Origin of the sequence: Salinibacterium sp. ZJ450 (assembly GCF_011751885.2) — a bacterium.
GTDB lineage: Bacteria > Actinomycetota > Actinomycetes > Actinomycetales > Microbacteriaceae > Ruicaihuangia.
The window spans coordinates 487,332-504,460 of record NZ_CP061771.1 but is presented as its reverse complement, the minus strand read 5'-3'; the positions used below and the strand labels follow the sequence as shown (position 1 = coordinate 504,460).

At 69.0% G+C, this 17,129-nt stretch carries 17 protein-coding genes; 7 read left to right on the top strand and 10 right to left on the bottom strand.

Going from position 1 to position 17,129, the window contains the following annotated elements; translation table 11 throughout:
• Nucleotides 1-96: 96 nt before the first annotated feature.
• Entirely contained in the window at nt 97-1,545 is a 1,449-nt protein-coding gene (ahcY, locus tag HCT51_RS02470; RefSeq protein ID WP_166879265.1) for an adenosylhomocysteinase, read from the bottom strand.
• A 382-nt stretch (nt 1,546-1,927) separates the two neighbouring features.
• Here ahcY and HCT51_RS02465 point away from each other — a divergent pair, with 382 nt between their 5' ends.
• Complete coding sequence (locus HCT51_RS02465) at nt 1,928-2,260, top strand: hypothetical protein (RefSeq protein ID WP_166879268.1); 333 nt, start codon at nt 1,928-1,930, stop codon at nt 2,258-2,260.
• 234 nt (nt 2,261-2,494) lie between these two features.
• Here the strand turns inward: HCT51_RS02465 and HCT51_RS02460 are convergent, their stop codons facing one another.
• Nucleotides 2,495-3,904, bottom strand: coding sequence for a phosphomannomutase/phosphoglucomutase (locus HCT51_RS02460; protein WP_224760626.1), 1,410 nt, complete (start codon nt 3,902-3,904; stop codon nt 2,495-2,497).
• Complete coding sequence (locus tag HCT51_RS02455) at nt 3,901-4,125, bottom strand: DUF3499 family protein (protein ID WP_166879272.1); 225 nt, start codon at nt 4,123-4,125, stop codon at nt 3,901-3,903. Before HCT51_RS02455 ends, HCT51_RS02460 begins: the two co-directional genes overlap by 4 nt.
• Before the next feature lie 45 nt (nt 4,126-4,170).
• Between HCT51_RS02455 and HCT51_RS02450 the strand changes: the two genes are divergently transcribed.
• On the top strand, nt 4,171-4,602 hold the full coding sequence (locus HCT51_RS02450; RefSeq protein ID WP_166879277.1) for a metallopeptidase family protein: 432 nt from the start codon (nt 4,171-4,173) through the stop codon (nt 4,600-4,602).
• A gap of 72 nt (nt 4,603-4,674) precedes the next feature.
• Here HCT51_RS02450 and HCT51_RS02445 read toward each other — a convergent pair whose 3' ends face one another.
• From HCT51_RS02445 to HCT51_RS02425, 5 genes are all read right to left on the bottom strand, one after another.
• Nucleotides 4,675-6,162, bottom strand: a complete 1,488-nt coding sequence (locus tag HCT51_RS02445; protein WP_166879280.1) for a DUF5719 family protein — start codon at nt 6,160-6,162, stop codon at nt 4,675-4,677.
• Entirely contained in the window at nt 6,155-9,013 is a 2,859-nt protein-coding gene (locus HCT51_RS02440; RefSeq protein ID WP_166879284.1) for a glycosyltransferase family 2 protein, read from the bottom strand. The genes HCT51_RS02445 and HCT51_RS02440 overlap by 8 nt, the downstream gene beginning before the upstream one ends.
• A gap of 65 nt (nt 9,014-9,078) precedes the next feature.
• Entirely contained in the window at nt 9,079-9,396 is a 318-nt protein-coding gene (locus HCT51_RS02435) for a WhiB family transcriptional regulator (protein WP_166879287.1), read from the bottom strand.
• Between the two features lie 233 nt (nt 9,397-9,629).
• Entirely contained in the window at nt 9,630-10,592 is a 963-nt protein-coding gene (galE, locus tag HCT51_RS02430) for a UDP-glucose 4-epimerase GalE (protein ID WP_166879290.1), read from the bottom strand.
• Nucleotides 10,593-10,627: 35 nt separating this feature from the next.
• Nucleotides 10,628-10,771: a hypothetical protein gene (locus HCT51_RS02425; RefSeq protein WP_166879294.1), complete on the bottom strand. Its 144-nt coding sequence runs from the start codon at nt 10,769-10,771 to the stop codon at nt 10,628-10,630.
• 95 nt (nt 10,772-10,866) lie between these two features.
• On the opposite strand from HCT51_RS02425, the gene HCT51_RS02420 reads away from it, so the two are divergent.
• Complete coding sequence (locus tag HCT51_RS02420; RefSeq protein WP_166879296.1) at nt 10,867-11,820, top strand: GlxA family transcriptional regulator; 954 nt, start codon at nt 10,867-10,869, stop codon at nt 11,818-11,820.
• Between the two features lie 6 nt (nt 11,821-11,826).
• Here the strand turns inward: HCT51_RS02420 and manA are convergent, their stop codons facing one another.
• Entirely contained in the window at nt 11,827-12,987 is a 1,161-nt protein-coding gene (gene manA / locus HCT51_RS02415; protein ID WP_166879300.1) for a mannose-6-phosphate isomerase, class I, read from the bottom strand.
• Between the two features lie 109 nt (nt 12,988-13,096).
• Here manA and HCT51_RS02410 point away from each other — a divergent pair, with 109 nt between their 5' ends.
• The 4 genes from HCT51_RS02410 (at nt 13,097) to HCT51_RS02395 (ending at nt 16,360) form a co-directional block, all read left to right on the top strand.
• Nucleotides 13,097-14,275: an acyl-CoA dehydrogenase family protein gene (locus HCT51_RS02410; RefSeq protein ID WP_166879305.1), complete on the top strand. Its 1,179-nt coding sequence runs from the start codon at nt 13,097-13,099 to the stop codon at nt 14,273-14,275.
• Nucleotides 14,276-14,459: 184 nt separating this feature from the next.
• Nucleotides 14,460-15,761, top strand: coding sequence for an O-antigen ligase family protein (locus HCT51_RS02405; protein ID WP_166879309.1), 1,302 nt, complete (start codon nt 14,460-14,462; stop codon nt 15,759-15,761).
• A gap of 9 nt (nt 15,762-15,770) precedes the next feature.
• Nucleotides 15,771-15,980 (top strand): ribbon-helix-helix protein, CopG family, encoded by a 210-nt coding sequence (locus HCT51_RS02400; protein WP_166879312.1) that lies wholly within the window; start codon nt 15,771-15,773, stop codon nt 15,978-15,980.
• Nucleotides 15,977-16,360 carry a type II toxin-antitoxin system death-on-curing family toxin gene (locus HCT51_RS02395; protein WP_224760625.1) on the top strand — a complete coding sequence of 128 codons (384 nt, stop codon included), beginning with the start codon at nt 15,977-15,979 and terminating at the stop codon, nt 16,358-16,360. Before HCT51_RS02400 ends, HCT51_RS02395 begins: the two co-directional genes overlap by 4 nt.
• On the opposite strand, the gene HCT51_RS02390 is transcribed toward HCT51_RS02395, so the two are convergent.
• A complete protein-coding gene (locus tag HCT51_RS02390; RefSeq protein ID WP_166879316.1) occupies nt 16,357-17,043 on the bottom strand; it encodes a class I SAM-dependent methyltransferase in 687 nt (228 codons plus the stop codon). The genes HCT51_RS02395 and HCT51_RS02390 overlap by 4 nt on opposite strands.
• Between the last annotated feature and the right edge of the window lie 86 nt (nt 17,044-17,129).

Below are 17,129 nucleotides of genomic sequence, written 5' to 3'. Positions count from 1 at the left end.
CCGTAGCGCTGCCGGAGCACGCGCCAGACGACAGGATGCCGCGGGCCTAAACCCGCGGCATCCGTAATTCATCCCCGCCCGGAGCGGGAATCGCGCCTAGTAGCGGTAGTGGTCGACCTTGTACGGTCCGTCGATCGGCACGCCGATGTACGCGGACTGCTCGGGGGTGAGCTCAGTGAGCTCCACGCCGAGCGCGTCGAGGTGCAGGCGGGCGACCTTCTCGTCGAGGTGCTTCGGCAACACGTACACGTCGGTCTCGTAGTTCTCGCGGTGTGCGTACAGCTCGATCTGGGCGAGCACCTGGTTGGTGAACGAGTTGCTCATCACGAACGACGGGTGGCCGGTGGCGTTGCCGAGGTTCATCAGGCGACCCTCGCTGAGCACCAGGATGCTGCGGCCCGACGGCATCCGCCACTCGTGCACCTGCGGCTTGATCTCGATCTTCTCGGCGCCGGCGAGCTTCTCCAGCCCTGCCATGTCGACCTCGTTGTCGAAGTGCCCGACGTTGGCGACGATGGCCTGGTGCTTCATCGCCTGCATGTGCTCGACGGTGATCACGTTCAGGTTGCCGGTTCCGGTGACGAAGATGTCGACCTGGCCGACCACGGACTCGATGCGCGCCACCTGGTAGCCGTCCATCGCCGCCTGCAGCGCGTTGATCGGGTCGATCTCGGTGACGATGACGCGGGCGCCCTGGCCGCGCAGGGCCTCGGCGGCGCCCTTGCCGACGTCGCCGTAGCCGGCGACGAGGGCGACCTTGCCGCCCATCAGCACGTCGGTGGCGCGGTTCAGACCGTCGGGCAGCGAGTGCCGGATGCCGTACTTGTTGTCGAACTTGGACTTGGTGACCGAGTCGTTCACGTTGATCGCCGGGAACAGTAGCTGCCCCTCGCGGGCCAGCTCGTACAGGCGGTGCACGCCGGTGGTGGTCTCTTCGGTGACACCCTGGATGGCGTCGGCGATCTTGGTCCAGCGGTCGGTGGAGGTGGCGAGCGAGGCCCGCAGCACGTCGAGGATCACGCTGTACTCGTGGCTGGCGTCATCCGACGTCGCCGGAACGGCACCGGCCAGCTCGAACTCGCGGCCCTTGTGCACCAGCAGGGTGGCGTCGCCACCGTCGTCGAGGATCATGTTCGGGCCGTCGAAGCCTTCCGCCGACCAGTCGAAGATCTGCGAGGTGGCCCACCAGTACTCTTCGAGGGTCTCGCCCTTCCAGGCGAACACGGGAACACCGGCGGGCGCGTCGGGGGTGCCCTTGCCGACCGCGATCGCGGCGGCGGCCTCGTCTTGGGTGGAGAAGATGTTGCAGCTGGCCCAGCGAACCTGTGCGCCGAGGGCGGTGAGGGTCTCGATCAGCACCGCGGTCTGCACGGTCATGTGCAGGCTGCCGGCGATGCGGGCGCCGGCGAGCGGCTGGCTGGCGCCGAACTCTTCGCGGAGGGCCATCAGTCCGGGCATCTCGTTCTCAGCGAGGCGGATCTGGTGGCGTCCGGCCTCGGCGAGGCTGATGTCGGCGACCTTGAACGGCAGAGTAGTGACAGGCATGCGCCCATTCTCGCAGGTGGCGCTGACCGTTGCGTTCGGGATGTCGGGGCCGCGGGGATGCCGGAGGCGTCGGGGGCAGCGATGCTCGGGGGTCGGGCGTGCCGGCGGCCTCGGGGTGCGGGCGGAGCGGCGGGCTTCCGTCCCCGCGCCCGCGCACAACGGCAGTAAACGACTCCGGCGCGCGGTGTATCGCGCAAGCTGAGCGGCGTGGCGCAGCGAATCGCTGCCGTTCTTCTCAGGCCGTCGGCAGCCAAGGGCCCCGCCGGACGGCGGCCGGCAGCTGCGGCCGGGCCCGCACCCCATTCCGCGCGCCCGACCCGGGTGATACGAATGACCTATGCCGCGTCATGTGGCGCGGCTCCGATCTCTCCTGGAGGCAACGATGCCCAAGTACGTGGTGCTCTACAACTCGGAACAGTCCGCTGAGTCCCAGATGGAGGGGATGGATCCGGATGCCGCCAACGAGGGCATGCAGCAGTGGATGGACTGGGCCGGCCGCGCGGGCGATGCGCTCGTCGATTTCGGCACGCCGCTCGGCCATGGCCAGACGGTGACGAAGGATGGCGCGGCCGCCAGTTCGAGCAAGGCCGGCGGGTACTCGATCATGGAGGGCGACGAGGACCGCGTCATGGCCCTGCTGAAGGACCACCCGCACCTGATGATGCCCGGCAACACGATCGAGGTGTTCGAGACGCTGGAGATGCCGGGCATGTAACCGGAGCGTCCGGCTCCCGACATCCCGTGCTCATGAGGTCTGGCGTTTAGTCGTTCAACCTGGGGCGGACCGACCGAATGCCAGACCTCACCCGCAGAGCACTCGGCCACCCGGCATCCGTTGCTCGTGAGGTCTGGCGTTTGGTTGTTCGCGCACGCCGGGAAGGGCTAAATGCCAGACCTCAGCCGCGCAAGGTCGGCCGCGCGGACCACGACGCCAGGCGCCCCGCCCCAGCTACTCCCCGCGGATCAGCGCCAGCACCCGGTCGCGCACGCGCTCCATTTCGGCGCGCGTGCCCGCCTCCACGTTCAGCCGCAGCAGCGGTTCGGTGTTGGAGGGTCGCACGTTGAACCACCAGAAGGTGTCGCCGCCGCTGCCGGAGACGGTGAGCCCGTCGAGTTCGTCGAACTCCTCCGACGTGTAGGCGCTGACGATCCGTTCGTATGCGGCAGGGATGTCGTCGACGATCGAGTTGATCTCGCCGCTCTGGAAGTACGGGTCGAACGCCGCGGTGAACGCCGACATCGAGGCATCCTGATGTCCGAACTCGGCGATCAGGTGCATCGCGGCCAGCATGCCGTTGTCGGCGCCCCAGAAGTCGCGGAAGTAGTAGTGCGCGCTGTGCTCGCCGCCGAAGATCGCTCCGGTGGCCTTCATCTCGTCCTTGATCAGCGAGTGGCCGACCCGGGTGCGCACGGCGTCCGCGCCCGCGGCTTCGATCGTCTCTGGCACGATCAGCGACGTGATCAGGTTGTGGATGACGAGGATCTCGCCGTCCTCGCCCGCGGCCCGCGCCCGGTTGATCTCGCGCAGTGCGACGATCGCGGCGACCGCGGACGGGGTGACCGGGTCGCCCTTTTCGTCGACCACGAAGCATCGGTCGGCGTCGCCGTCGAAGGCGAGTCCCAGGTCGGCACCGTGCTCCACCACCGCGCGCTGCAGGTCGAGCAGGTTCGCCGGTTCCAGCGGGTTGGCCTCGTGGTTCGGAAAGCTGCCGTCGAGTTCGAAGTACAGCGGGATGAGCTCGATCGGCAGCGCCGGAAGGCCGGCGGCCTCCCCCAGCACCGCGGGAACGGTGAGTCCGGCCATGCCGTTGCCGGCGTCGACGACGACACGGATCGGTCGGATGTCGGACAGCCCAACTAGCGAGCGGAGGTAGGCCGCGTAGTCGCCCAGCACATCGCGCTGAACCCGGCCGCCGGGCCGGCTGACCGCGGGGATCCCGGTTTGCAGGTAGGACTGGGCGCGGTCGCGGATGCCGGCGAGTCCGGTGTCGAGGCTGATGCCCTGTGCCCCGGCGCGGCTGAACTTGATGCCGTTGTATGTCGCGGGGTTGTGGCTCGCGGTGAACATGGCAGCCGGAACGCCGAAGGTGCCGGAGGCGTAGTAGCTCTCGTCGGTCGAGCAGAGGCCGATGCTGATGACGGTGGCGCCGCGGGCCTGCGCACCGCGGGCGAACGCGTCGGCGAAGCCGGGCGACGAGTCGCGCATGTCGTGGCCGACGGCGATCTCGCCGCCGAGTGCCCCGAGTTCGTCGACGAACGCGGCCCCGAACGCCTCCACCACCTCGTCGGTGAGTTGGCTGCCGACCAGCCCGCGCACATCGTATGTTTTCACGAACTGGGTCAGATCAGGGGTGCTCACGCCCCAAAACTTACCTCACCGCCGAGTACGACGTGCTTGATCACCTGCCAGCCGAGCGGCGCGGACAGACGTTCGGCGTGGCGCGCGCAGAGGTCGTAGGTGTGCGGCTCCGCCATCAGGCTGAGCGGACCGAGCACCACCATCGAGTCGGCGTAGTCGTAGGTCAGCGTAGAGATGGCCTGCTCGCGGCAGGCCACTTTGCTACACGGTCGGGAACTCATTGTGCTGCCAGCCTAATCCTCACCACCGACGGTTAGGCTGGTGCCATGCCCCGCACTCGTCATTCCGCTCCCGCGCGCGCGAGCCGGAGGAACCGACACCGCGGTGTGCGCTCCCCCGTGACCGGCCCGTACCTGCCGCAGCTGAACACGCGCCTCGACTTCTTCGACAACGTCGTTGCCTCCACCGCCGAGTACCTCCGCGAGGTCTGGCCGCAGGAGCTCGAGTCGATCAGTTTCGAGGTGGCGGCGCTGCCCGCAGAGCTGTCGAGCCCGGCTGGCGTCGACCGCTGGAAGGTGATTCCGTCTGAGCGGCGGATCATCCTGTACCGGCTGCCGATCCAGCGACTCACCAAACTGCACCGCAACGATGAATGGCACCGCCGAGCGGTGATCGAGAGCTGCGTGTTCCGCGCGGTCGCCGAGATGCTGGGCAAGGATCCGTGGGAGCTGGCGCCAGGGCGCTTCATGCACTTCTGACGCGCGGACCGCCGGTTCGAACGCCGAGCTCGATGCCGAATTCGGATGTCGCGTCCGAAGGGGTTATCGACGCTACGGGTAGACCGTGACCGGGGCCTCGGCCGCGTGCGGGGGCCGCACAGGGTAGCTGGCGAGCGCGCCGTCGGAGGCGTAGCCGATCGCGGCCCGCAGCCCGGCGGTATCGCCGAGCCCGAAACTGCCGGCTGCGGACAGCGGAACGACCGCCGAGGCGCCGGGCGCCACGTTGATCACCCGTCCCTCGCCGCCCAGTGCGGCGAGTTCCACGTCGACCGCGGTTGCGGTGGGATTGTGCAGGTAGAGCTGCGCTCCGGCACCGTCGGCCACGCTCACCTGCAGGTCGCCGGTGATCTCCGGTGCCGCCGCATGCCAGGCGAAGTCGAAGGCGGAGTCGCTCGCGGTCGAGACCCGCATGCCGGCGACCACCGGCACCGTGCTGTCGATGGTGAGCGTGTAGCTTCCGTCGGCTTGCACGTCGATGGGCAGGTCGGTGACGATGCCGGGGCTCAGCTGCACCTCGAATGACGCGCCGGTGGGGTCACCGGCATCCGACATCACTCCCACCTGCAGAGTCGCGGGTTGGTCGCCCGGCACCAGAACGCGCAGCACGTTCTGCAGGTCGGCGAATCCCTCGCGGGCGATGTTCTGTTGCAGGGCGCTGAGCCCGGACACCACGAGGCCGGGGATGACGACGGTGTCGTCTGGCGCGGCAGTCGCACCCACGACATCCACTCCGCCGGCTTCCAGCCCTCGCACCGTGGTCTGCTGCAGGGTGGCGGCGATGGCCCCGCCACGGCTCTGCACCCGCACCACCGGGGTCTCCTCGGCGGGCATGAAGCCCGCCAGCGGCAGCACGCGCTGGCTGCCTGCGGGCACCACGAGGCCGGTTGTGCCCGGCGCGGTCACCGGGCCGGTTGCACCGTACAGGCTCAGGTCGACGGTGGCCGAGAGCTCGCTGGGATTGGTGAGGATCAGGATGCTGGTGCGCCCGACCGCATTGGAGCCGCCGACCAGCCAGCTGTCGTTGCTCGGCTCGGTGCAGTCGCTCGCGGCGAACCCGCCGAGGTCGCCGTCAGCGAGGGACTGGGACTGGGCCGCCGACACCTCGGCGGCGGGGGTGCCGGCCGGAGCGGTGAGCAGCGTCGGGCCGCTGCCCGCGGCGTCGCTCTGACCGATTGGTGCCGAGGCCAGCTCGCCGCCGGCCTGCACGGTAGGCTCGCCGAGCGATGACGGCTGCGAGGCATCCTGACCCATCTCGGTGCCGAGTCGCAGCAACGGTCCGGCACAGACGCGCTGCTGCTCCGAGGAGACCGGGGTGATGGTCTGCACCGGTGGGCTGCTCTGGATGCCGGGAATCGGAAGCATGACGGCGCCTGCGATCGCGGCTGCTGCCACGGCGACCCCGACCACGCCGGTGACGATGCGGGCCCCGGCGAGGGCGCGACGGCGCTGTGGTGTCTCGGTGCGTGCCGTGTCGGTGGGGTTCGCCGGCTCGCTGGGTTCGGCGGCGGCGTCCGTGGGCAGTTCAGTGTTCTCAGACACGGGCGTCCTCCTCGTCGAAGGTCGGCACGCGTTCGGTGAGCGAGCCGTCGCGGCGGTACGAGCGGCGACGGCCGCGCCCTGTGGGTAGCGCGAGCAGCAGGGTGAGGCCCACGATGATCGCCTGGATGAGCGGGGCGCCGGTGCCCCAGCTGTTCACCGGCAGCGCCTGGTCGGCGCCCGCCTGGTCGGTGCCCGCCACGTCGGCGCCCGCCAGGTCATAGCGCCACAGCAGGCCATTGGCGGTCTGGCCGACCGCCACGAAGTCACTGTTGGCGTCGAGCGACTGGGCCGCGATGCGGTGCGCGCGCTCTCCCGCGGCCGAGTCGGCGGGGCGCAGCACCAGGAAGGCGATCTGCATGTCTGCGAGGGGCTCGGCGGGGTCGTAGCCGCTCGGCACGGCCAGGTTGGCGGCCAGCTCGGCGAGCTGCTGCTCGGCGGCGCTCGGCTCTGGGTCTGTGGCGGCAAGGGTGGACTGGGCATCGAGGGTGGCGCCGAGGCCGCGCTGCAGGTCGACGGCGAACCCGCCGTCCGCCGTCGGGGTGAGGATGAGGGTGCCGAGGCTCGGGTCGGTCTGGGCCTCCGCCGTGACGTAGGCCGGCAGCATCCGCCCGTCGCCCGCGGTGACCGCGGAGGTGCCCGCCATCGGCGCAATCAGCAGCGGCACCACGGCGGCGATGCCGGTGATGCTCACGATCAGCGCCGGAGCGGCGGTGAACCGGCCGAGGGCGCCGAGGGCGATCACCGCGGCCCCGGTGAGTCCCAGCCAGTACAGGCTCAGGCTCGCGCCCGGCCAGATCCCCGCGGTGTCGGCGCCGACGAAGCTGAGCTCGATCTGGGCGCAGAACACCGCGGTCACGAAGCCGAGCAGTGCCACGGCCAGGGCGGGTGCCGCCTTGGCCGCGCCGGGCAGGAACAGCGCCAGCAGGGCCAGCACGCCGAGTGGGGCCAGCAGCACGGCGACGAGCATGCTGGCGGCGATGGTGTCGCCGAAGCCCAGCGACTCAGCGACGACCGTCCAGCCGTGCAGGCCGAGCTGCGGGGCGCCGAGGGCCAGTTGCCAGCCGGATGCCGGCACGCTGAGCGTCGGCAGACCGGGTTCGGCGAGCAGCGCCCACGGGGTTCCGCGCCGCAGCTGGTCGAAGACGAGCGGCGCGAACAGCGCGATGGCGGGAATCGGGATGATCGCCAGCCGGTATGCCCTGGTCGGGCGGGCGATCATTCCGGCGACCCAGGCGAGCAGCAGGGCAGGGGCCAGCACCGGAGCACTGCCAATGACCGCAGCGAACAGCAGACCAGCGGATGCCGCGGCCGACCAGGAGCGCGCGGCATTCACTGCCGCGAGCACCAGCCACGGCAACAGCAGGTGCGCGATGACCGCGCCGAGGTGCCCCTCGGTCAGCGACGACAGGAACGGCGGGGCGAAGGCCCACAGCAGGCCGGCGACGTTCGGTCCCCACGAGTGCGTCGAGAACCGGGCGGCGGCCCACCACGCGCCGAGCGCGGCGAACGGCAACGCCACCAGGTAGAGCGCGACGAGCGCGGCCGACGGCGCCCAGAACGCGAGCGATCCGAGCACCGCGAGCACCGCGGCGAACGGGTCGGCCGCGGCGGTGAAGCCGGCACCGATGTCGCGCCATCCGTATGCGGCGTTCGACCACAGCTCGGTGACGGTGCCGCTGAGTGGCAGCAGCCCACCGCCCTCAAGGGCCGGCGAGCCGGCAAATCGCGAGAACGCAATCGCGCCAGCCACGGCGGCCAGCAGTACGATCCAGGCTCCGCCGCCGGAAAAGAAGTCGGGACGCTCCCTCGGCAGGTACTCGACGGCGGGCGCGGCGGCTACCGCGCGCTCGTGCGCCCGATGCTCGCGGAGTTGGTCCCAGCGCATCCGGAGCGGCGCGACGACCGCCCAGCCGAACCGTCGGGTGCGAGCCAGGTTGCGGCGCGCGGCGAGCACGCGGCTGCCGGCGAACGCGGCGGTGAATGCGGTGGCGAATTCCCCGGGGATGGCGCCGGGGTGCTTGGCCAGCAGGTGCCAGAGTGAGCGCAGGATGGCGAGCGGCACGAGCGAGAGCCAGTGCACCGGCACCGCCGCGGCGGGCGCGTAGACCAGTCGACGGTGCAACTGGGCGGCACGGGCGATGCGACGCTCGGCCAGGCCGGTGACGGTGTCGCGGCCGAACAGGGCGGGGCCGCCGGCGCTTGTCACCCTGGCGTCGGGCACGCCGACCACGCGGTGTCCGGCGAGCCGGGCGCGTACCGAGAAGTCGAGGGCCGCGTCGATCGACGGCAGTCCGGGGTCAAATCCGCCGAGGGCTTCCCAGACCGAGCGGCGCACCAGCATGCCGTTCGCGGCGACGCCCATCACGTCGCTCTTCGTGTCGTGCTGCGCCTGGTCGAGTTCGTCGGTGACGTAGGCCACCGAGGCGCCGAGGGCGGTCAGGGTTTCGCCGTACTCGGCGATGACGACCGGGTCGTCGGCGCGCATCAGCTTCGGGCCGGCAACGGCGACGGTGGGGGCGATCTCCACAGCGCCGAGCAGTCGTTCCAGCGCCCGCGGCTCCGGCGCGTTGTCGTGCGCCAGCAGCCACAACCACTCGTTCTCGGTTTCGGCGGGGGCAGCGGCGCGCAGGGCATGGCCGATCGCGGTTCCGAAGGTGGGCCGTCCGTCGATGCGAACGATCTGCACGGGCCCGGCGGCGCCCAGCATGGCGCCGGAACTGTCGTTCGATCCGGCGTCGACCCCGATCACGGAGTCGGGCCGCCGCGTCTGTCGCCCGAGAGCCTCGATTGTGCGGTTCAGATAGCCGGCGCCGTCACGGGCAACCAGTATCGCTGTGACTCTCGGATGCATATCGTTACGAGACTAAGCGCCCGGGAGCCTTGACCGGGCACCAAACGCCGCGAGTCGGTTTCGGGCTAGCCCGCCTGCTTGCGCAGCTTGCGGCGTTCGCGCTCGGAGAGTCCGCCCCAGATGCCGAAGCGCTCGTCGTTCGACAGCGCGTATTCCAGGCACTGGGAGCGCACTTCGCAGGAGCCGCAGATCTTCTTGGCGTCGCGGGTCGATCCGCCTTTTTCCGGGAAGAAGGCCTCGGGATCGGTCTGCGCGCAGAGCGAGTCTGCCTGCCAGGCGAGCGGGTTGTCGTCGATCGCCTGTCGGACTCCGGGAACCCCCAGCCGGACCGGGTCGACGAACCAGTCATCGGGAACAGTGTTGTTATACCCGCCATGCGCCATTTGTTCGGTCTCCCCTCAACGTGTCGTGCAACCCGTTAGGGATAATTACACCGGTGTAATTAGGTTTTCGTCAAGTCGCAAATCCTAAAACCTTCAATCGCGCACAGAGAGTTGCGGCGCGCCGGAGTTTTCGTTACTTCCGAAATCGATGCCATTCCGTGTCTCGCAATGCGCCGACAACGACGGCGCGCCCCCGCACCGTTGGCGCGGCGCGCTGGTATTGCACAGGTCGGTCACCGGTGGGCGGCGCGGGCGGCCCAGGCGCTTTCGACCATGTCGCGGAGGGAGTGGCGCATCCGCCAGTCCAAATCACGCGCGGCGAGCGCGCCATCCGCGACAATGCGAGCGGGATCGCCGGCGCGTCGCGAGGCGATTTCGGGCGTGAACGGGATGTCGGTGACCTCAGCGACAACGCTCATGATCTCTTTCACCGAGACGCCGTCACCGCTGCCCAGGTTGTATGCCGGCTCGACCGGTAGCCCGGCGTCTAGCCGCCTGGCCGCGGCGACGTGCGCGAGGGCCAGATCTGCCACGTGGATGTAGTCGCGCACGTTCGTGCCATCGGGGGTGGGATAGTCCGCGCCGTTGATCCGGGGCGTGCGCCCGGCGACCAGCCCGTCGAACACCAGGGGGAACAGGTTGTGCGGGCTGGTGTCGTAGATCGCGGGGTCGCCGGAGCCGACCACGTTGAAGTAGCGCAGCGACGTGTGCCGCAGCCCCGTCGCGGTCTCGTGGTCGCGCAGCAGCCATTCCCCGATCAGCTTGGTTTCGCCGTATGGCGATTGCGGCGTGGTCGGGGTCCGTTCGGTGACCAGGTCGGTGTCGGGGGTGCCGTAAACGGCGGCGCTCGAGGAGAACACCATGCGGTCAACGCCGGCCGCGTCCATCGCGGCGAGCAGGGCCAGCGTGCCCGAGACGTTCTGCCGGTAGGTGTGCAGCGGACGCTGAACGCTCACGCCGGCGTACTTGAACCCCGCCACGTGGATGACGCCCGTGATCGAGTGATCGGCGAAGGTCTGCGCCAGCAGTGCGTCGTCGAGGATCGAACCCCTGACGAAAGGCACGTGCGCTGGCACGAAGGCCTCATGCCCGGTCGACAAGTCGTCGATGACGACGCTGGGGATTCCGGCATCCCCCAATGCGCGCACAATGTGCGCCCCGATGTATCCAGCTCCGCCCGTGACCAACCAGTTCATACGGCCAACGCTAGTGGCGCTGGCCGTATGAAAGTTCAGAGCCGCGCGCGAGTGGGGAACTGCCCGTCGCGGGTGGGCACCTGCCGGTACCCGTCGAGCCAGAACTGGCGAATGGATGCGCCGACGCCAACGGCGACAACTACAGCGATGAGAGCGATGAGAAGTAGTGCAATTACCATGGCAGAAAATCTATGCCTTGCGATATCCGGCCACGAGTGGCAGTCTTGCCATAGATCGACACTTTTCTGCCAAGGAGTATCCAAGGAGCACCGTCATGCTGCGCAAGGTCGTGTTACTCGCCCTCCCCGGGGTCGCCCCGTTCGAATTCGGCGTCGTCTGTGAGGTGTTCGGCGTCGACCGCGGCGACAGCGGCGGCCCCACCTTCGACTTCACCATCGCGACCGCGGACCCCGGCCCGGTGCGCACGAGCATGGGCGTCGACATAGTAATTCCCACTGGTTTGGATGTCGCAGCGGATGCCGACCTGATCGCGGTGCCCGCGCACCAGATCGACGGCGTTGACGACCGCTACCTCGAGGTGATCCGGCAGGCGGAAGCCCGTGGCGCCTGGGTGTTGAGCGTCTGCAGCGGCGCCTTCGTGCTGGCCCAGGCCGGCGTGCTGAACGGCCGGCGCGCCTCCACGCACTGGATGTACACCGACCGGCTGGCGGCGGAGTATCCCGAGACCAGCGTCGACCCCGACGTGCTGTTCGTCGAAGACCGGCGCGTGATCACCAGCGCCGGCACGGCGGCGGGCATCGACGCGTGCCTGCACCTGGTGCGCAAGGAACTCGGCGCGGCCGCCGCCAACGTGATCGCCCGCCGCATGGTGGTGCCGCCGCAGCGCGACGGCGGGCAGTCGCAGTACATCGCGACACCTGTGCAGGAATGCACGGACGACTCGCTCTCCGCGGTCGCGGACTGGGCCATCGCGCACCTGGACGAAGACCTTACCGTCGACGACCTGGCCCGGCACGCCCTGATGTCGTCGCGCACCTTCGCGCGGCGGTTCCGGGCCGATATGGGCACCACCCCGGCCGCCTGGCTGAACCGGCAGCGCACCATTCGCGCCCAGCAGCTGCTCGAGCAGACCGAGGAGTCGCTGGAGCTGATCGCGCAGCGCACTGGCTTCGGCAGCGCCTCGGTGATGCGGCACCATTTCGTGCGCACCCTGCAGACCACGCCGACCGCGTACCGGCGCACCTTCGCGCACACCCTCGTGGGGTGAGGCGAACTACACGCTCGGCGAGGGCTCCAGTTCCGGCTCCGACTCGGGCAGGTGGGTCGACGCGATGAACAGTTCCCCGGTTCCGTGCACCGAAAGCGTCAGCTCGTCGGATGACACGTAGAGCGCCTCACCGCGCGACACCGTCTGCTTCGACCGGGCGCCCTTGACGGTGAACGTGCCGTCGGTGACCAGCACGATCGCCGCACCCGGCAGCGGGTACTTCGCCGACCCGGTGACGTGCGCAAGCACGAAGTCGGGCACGTCGGGCTCGTAGACCGCGATGGTGTCGTCGGATGTCGTCGGCTCCAGGTACGGCACCGGAACCGGCGAGAAGTCGAGCACCGTGAGCAACTCCGGCACATCCACGTGCTTGGGGGTGAGACCGCCGCGCAGCACGTTGTCGGAGGCCGCCATCAGCTCGACGCCCAGCCCGTGCAGGTAGGCGTGAATGTTGCCGGCCGGCAGGTAGAGCACCTCGCCGCGCTTCAGGGTGACCCGGTTCAGCAGCAGCGAGATCACGATCCCGGCGTCGCCTGGGTACTCAGTGGCGAGCAACCGCACGGTGGCGAACGCGGCATCGTCGTCGGTGGTGGCCTGGGCCAGCTCGGCGACCCGCTGCACGACGGCGTCGACGGCGGGACCGCCGCTGAGCAGCCATTCGAATGCCTTGCGCAGATCGGTCAGCCTGGTCAGCAGGTCGTCCAGTGGCGATGACTCGTCGTCGTCGATCGCCCGCAGGCGCGTGATCAGCTCTCGGCTGTCCTCCAGCGGCCGGAACCCGCAGAGGGCGTCGAACGTGTTGCTCAGCGCGAAGATCAGCTCAGGCTTGTGCAGCGCGTCCTTGTAGTTACGGTGCGACGCATTCAGCGGCACGCCCGCGGCGTTTTCCTTCGCGAAGCCGAGCGCGGCCTGCACCAGGGTGGGGTGCGCCTGCAGCGAGAGTGGGGTGTCCGCGGCGAGCAGTTTGAGCAAGAACGGCAGCGTGGTGCGGCTGGCGAGCGTCGCGGCATCCGGTGCTCCTGCGATCTTGCTCGGCGAGCCGGGATGCGTGCCCAGCCAGAGTTCCGCTTCCGGGTTTCCGGATGCCTCACGCCCCAGCGCCTCGGCGATCGCCGTGTGGGATCCCCATGCGTACGGTCGCGGGTCATTGGTGATGGCTACAAACATCCGGCCTTCTCTTTCTCTCGGGACTAGCCCAAAGTACCAACCGCTTCCGACGCCCGGGTGACCCGCCCGTAGGCTCTTGGTGGATTCCGACGAGCAATGGAGCATACCGATGTCCTTCTCCCCCATACCGAGCGACTTCTACGGGTTCGAGAACCAGCTGACCGACCCGGAGAAGGCGCACCTGCTGCGGCTGCGGGAGTACCTCGAGCGTGACGTCAAGCCGATCGTGAACGACTACTGGAATCGTGACGAGTTCCCCACCGAGATCATCAAGGGCCTGGCCGATGTGCAGGCGGTCGGTCTCGGCTGGGAGGAAACCCGCCCGTTCGAGAACTCTGCGGTGTTCCGCGGCTGGGTGGCGCTCGAGATGGCGCGCGTCGACGCCAGCGTCGGCACGTACGTGGGGGTGCAGAACGGCCTCGTGATGGGCACGATCGGCGTCTGCGGCAGCGCCGAGCAGCGCGCCGAATGGCTACCCAAATTCGCCTCTGGCGAGGTCGTCGGCGCATTCGGCCTGACCGAGCCACTGTCGGGCAGCGACTCCGCGCAGGGCCTGCGCACGACGGCCCGCCGGGACGGTGAGCAGTGGGTGCTGAACGGCGCCAAACGCTGGATCGGCAACGCCACCTTCAATGACGTGACAATCATTTGGGCGAAGGATGTCGCGGACGACCAGGTCAAGGGCTTCCTGGTCGACACCGGCAGTGAGGGTTACACGGCCACGAAGATCAAGAACAAGCAGAGCCTGCGGATCGTGCAGAACGCCGACATCACCCTCGAGAACGTGGTGGTGCCCGAGACGATGCGGCTGCAGAAGGCGAACTCGTTCAAGGACACCGCGAGCGTGCTGCGGCTTACCCGCGCCGACGTTGCCTGGGCCGCGGTCGGCAACGCCATCGGCGCCTACGAGGCGGCGGTTCGCTACGCCGGCGACCGGGAGCAGTTCGGCCGGCCGATCGGCGGCCACCAACTCGTGCAAGACCTGCTGGTGAAGAGCCTCGGCAACATCACCGCGTCGCTGGCGCTCGTCGTGCAGGTCTCCCGGATGCTGGATGAGGGCACCCAGCGGGACGAGCACTCGGCGCTGGCCAAGGCGTTCACCACCGCGCGGATGCGCGAGACCGTGGCCTGGTGCCGGGAGCTGTTCGGCGGCAACGGCATCGTCACCGACTACGACGTGATTCGGCATTTCGCGGATGCCGAGTCGCTCTACTCCTATGAGGGAACCCGCGAGATGAACACCCTGATCGTCGGCCGCAGCATCACCGGCCAGGCCGCCTTCGTGTAAACCCACCCCTTGCCTCCACCAGACCGAAGGCGCATCATGGAGGAGACGACACGGACAGGTCGACCTCGTAGTCCAGCCAAGCGCTGATGACAGTACGAATGGCGAACCTGTCCGTGCCTTCGTTAACGGAGCTGCCTTCGATGACGGCGCTCTGTCATCGGCCCAGCCCAGTACGCTCGTATCCATGACCGAGGCCCGCGACATCCGTGTTGTCGCCGCCGGTTTCCTGTTCTTCGTCGGTATCGGCGGAGCCGGAATCCGCAATGCGCTCGGCTGGTGGGGCTGGGGCGCCGCCATCGCCGCCGCCACCGTGATCACCATTGTCTGGCTGGTGCGCGAGCGCCCGCGGCCGCGGTTGCCGTACTCGCTGATCGCCTGGCTCGCCCTGTCGGCGTTGAGCCTGATCTGGTCGGCGTATCCGCTCTCCACCCTGATGGGTGTCGGCGCCCAGTGGCTCGCGGTACTGTTCGCGATCCCGATGGCCGCCACCCTCAGCCGCGCGCAGCTGAGCATCGCACTCGGCGCCGCCCTGCGCTGGATCCTCGGCCTCTCCTTCCTGTTCGAATTGATCGTGTCGTGGTTCGTGCGACATCCGGTCGCCCCGCTCTGGCTCGGCATCGACTGGGAAGACTCCCTCAAGATGCACCAGTGGTCGCGCAACGTGCTGTTCGTCGACGGCAAGATCCAAGGCATCGTCGGCAATTCGACGGCGCTGGCCACCGTTGCCGCGGTCGCTGTGATCGTGTTCGCGATCCAGATGGTGGACCAGTGGAACCCGCGCGGCAAGCGCACCTGGAACACCGGATGGCTCGTGATCGCCGTCGGCGTCGTGCTGATGACCCGATCGGCCGGCGTGCTTGTGGCGTTGCTGGCCGCTGCTGCCGTGCTGCTGCTCGTGCTGGCCCTACGCGCCGCGACCACACGGCGGATGCGCATCACCATTGCCGCGGTCGCCATCGCCGCGGCCGCCGCCGCGCTCATCGCCGTCACGTTCTTCTCCGAGCAGCTGCTCGGCCTGCTCGGCAAGGACTCCACCCTCACCAACCGCACCGAGATCTGGGACATCGTGATCGGCGTCGCTGACGACCGGCCGGTGCTCGGCTGGGGCTGGGTCAGCTACTGGACACCCTGGACCGAGCCGTTCACCGACCTGGTCACCATCAACGGCGTGGTGCAGACCCACGCCCACAACGCCTGGCTCGACGTCTGGCTGCAGCTCGGCATCGTCGGGCTGGTCGTGTTCGCCGTGTTCATCATCCGCACCCTGATCCGCGCCTGGTTCGCCGCGGTCGACCGGCGGCGGCTGTCCCGCACGATCGAGGCGCCGTACGACGCGACATCCCTGCTCCCGCTGCTGGTGCTCACGCTGCTGCTGGTGCAGACCGCGTCGGAGAGCCACCTGCTGGTGGAGGGTTGGTGGCTGGTGCTCGCCACGCTGGCGATCAAACTGAAGACCGACGCGCTGCGCGATCCGGCGCGACTCTAGAATCACGGCATGGCATTCACCTTGCGGCTCACCCCCGCGCAGGACCGCGCGCTTGAGGGCCTCGCGAAGCGTCTCGGTGTCAGCAAGAACGAGGCCGCCAAGCAGGCGATCCTGCTGGCCGCCAACGACGGCACCAGTCATCCGCGGCTGGTGAAGGCGGCGGCGCAGGGCGTGATCGAGCGCGACGCGAACCTGCTGCAGCGGCTGGCCGACGCATGACGGTCTATCTGAGCGCAGCGGATGTCGCGCAGGTAATCGAACTCGTGATGAGCGAACCGCTCGATGCCTCCCTGAACGACGTTGGCCTGCTGGCCGGCGCCGTCGCCCGTCCGCGAGCCGTGCGCGACCAGATGGACGTCTACCCCACCCTGCCGCTGAAGGCGGCGGCTCTGCTGGAGTCGCTCGCGCGCAGCAACGCCCTGGTCGACGGCAACAAGCGCACCGCCTGGGTGGCGACCAATGTATTCCTCGAGCTGAACCACCACCGCACCACGTTCACCGAGAACGAGGCGTTCATCCTGGTTCAGGAGGTCGCCCACGGTCACGTGAGGCTGCACGACACCGCCGAGCGCATCGCGGCGCGGCTGGAAGCGTTCTAGTCGGCCCTCTTGGCCAGCGCCCAGACGTGTCGACGCCCAAAGGGCAGGATCTGAACTGATACATCGGATGTCGCCTGCTGCAGCAGCGCGCTCTCGCGCACCCGCGCGCCGCGCCACGCTCGATCAAGCGTGCGGCGGCCCTTGGCCAGGTGCATGATGTGACCGCCCCAGTCGAGCAGCCGCGGCACCACACCGGAGCGCCGGAACTGGATCAGCGCCCAGCCGCCAGGCGCCAGAACGCGGAGCGCCGACCGAAAGTAGGCCTCCTGCGCCGTCGCGGTCGGCACGTGCTGCATGGTGATGTAGCTGAACACCGCGGTGACCGAGCCGTCCGCGAGCGGCAGATCGCCCTCCCCCGACAACTCGACGAGTTCGACGTTCGGGGAGTCCGCCAGGTTGACCGCCGCCCGCTGCAGCATCTCGCCGCTGACGTCGGCAGCAATCACGCGCCCGGCGAGTTCAGCAAGGCGGCGCGTCATCCGTCCGGTGCCGCATCCGATTTCAGCGACAGAGTCTGAGGCTTCCAGCCCGACGCCTGCGGAGGCGAGGAAGTCGTCGACCTCCCGGGTGCCTGACTCGAAGAACTCCTTGTTCTCGCTCTGGAACCGGGTCGCGATGTACCACGCCGCGTTCTCGCGGGCGGCGCTGTTCCAGAAACGCTTGGAGGCTCCTTGTCGAGGCACGCGGCTATCGTCGCAGGTCTTGAGTCACTCAGGGCCTCGGACGGAACAGATTCTTGCGACGCGGGTAGTCTGGGGCGGCCCGCCAG

What these genes read in the sequence shown, in the direction of transcription:
- HCT51_RS02395 (WP_224760625.1), top strand. Translation starts at nt 15,977, where the DNA reads ATGACGGTCTATCTGAGCGCAGCGGATGTCGCGCAGGTAATCGAACTC.
- HCT51_RS02455 (WP_166879272.1), bottom strand. Translation starts at nt 4,125, where the DNA reads ATGAGTTCCCGACCGTGTAGCAAAGTGGCCTGCCGCGAGCAGGCCATC.
- HCT51_RS02400 (WP_166879312.1), top strand. Translation starts at nt 15,771, where the DNA reads ATGGCATTCACCTTGCGGCTCACCCCCGCGCAGGACCGCGCGCTTGAG.
- manA (WP_166879300.1), bottom strand. Translation starts at nt 12,987, where the DNA reads ATGTTTGTAGCCATCACCAATGACCCGCGACCGTACGCATGGGGATCC.
- HCT51_RS02440 (WP_166879284.1), bottom strand. Translation starts at nt 9,013, where the DNA reads ATGCATCCGAGAGTCACAGCGATACTGGTTGCCCGTGACGGCGCCGGC.
- HCT51_RS02410 (WP_166879305.1), top strand. Translation starts at nt 13,097, where the DNA reads ATGTCCTTCTCCCCCATACCGAGCGACTTCTACGGGTTCGAGAACCAG.
- HCT51_RS02405 (WP_166879309.1), top strand. Translation starts at nt 14,460, where the DNA reads ATGACCGAGGCCCGCGACATCCGTGTTGTCGCCGCCGGTTTCCTGTTC.
- galE (WP_166879290.1), bottom strand. Translation starts at nt 10,592, where the DNA reads ATGAACTGGTTGGTCACGGGCGGAGCTGGATACATCGGGGCGCACATT.
- ahcY (WP_166879265.1), bottom strand. Translation starts at nt 1,545, where the DNA reads ATGCCTGTCACTACTCTGCCGTTCAAGGTCGCCGACATCAGCCTCGCC.
- HCT51_RS02465 (WP_166879268.1), top strand. Translation starts at nt 1,928, where the DNA reads ATGCCCAAGTACGTGGTGCTCTACAACTCGGAACAGTCCGCTGAGTCC.
- HCT51_RS02435 (WP_166879287.1), bottom strand. Translation starts at nt 9,396, where the DNA reads ATGGCGCATGGCGGGTATAACAACACTGTTCCCGATGACTGGTTCGTC.
- HCT51_RS02425 (WP_166879294.1), bottom strand. Translation starts at nt 10,771, where the DNA reads ATGGTAATTGCACTACTTCTCATCGCTCTCATCGCTGTAGTTGTCGCC.
- HCT51_RS02450 (WP_166879277.1), top strand. Translation starts at nt 4,171, where the DNA reads ATGCCCCGCACTCGTCATTCCGCTCCCGCGCGCGCGAGCCGGAGGAAC.
- HCT51_RS02420 (WP_166879296.1), top strand. Translation starts at nt 10,867, where the DNA reads ATGCTGCGCAAGGTCGTGTTACTCGCCCTCCCCGGGGTCGCCCCGTTC.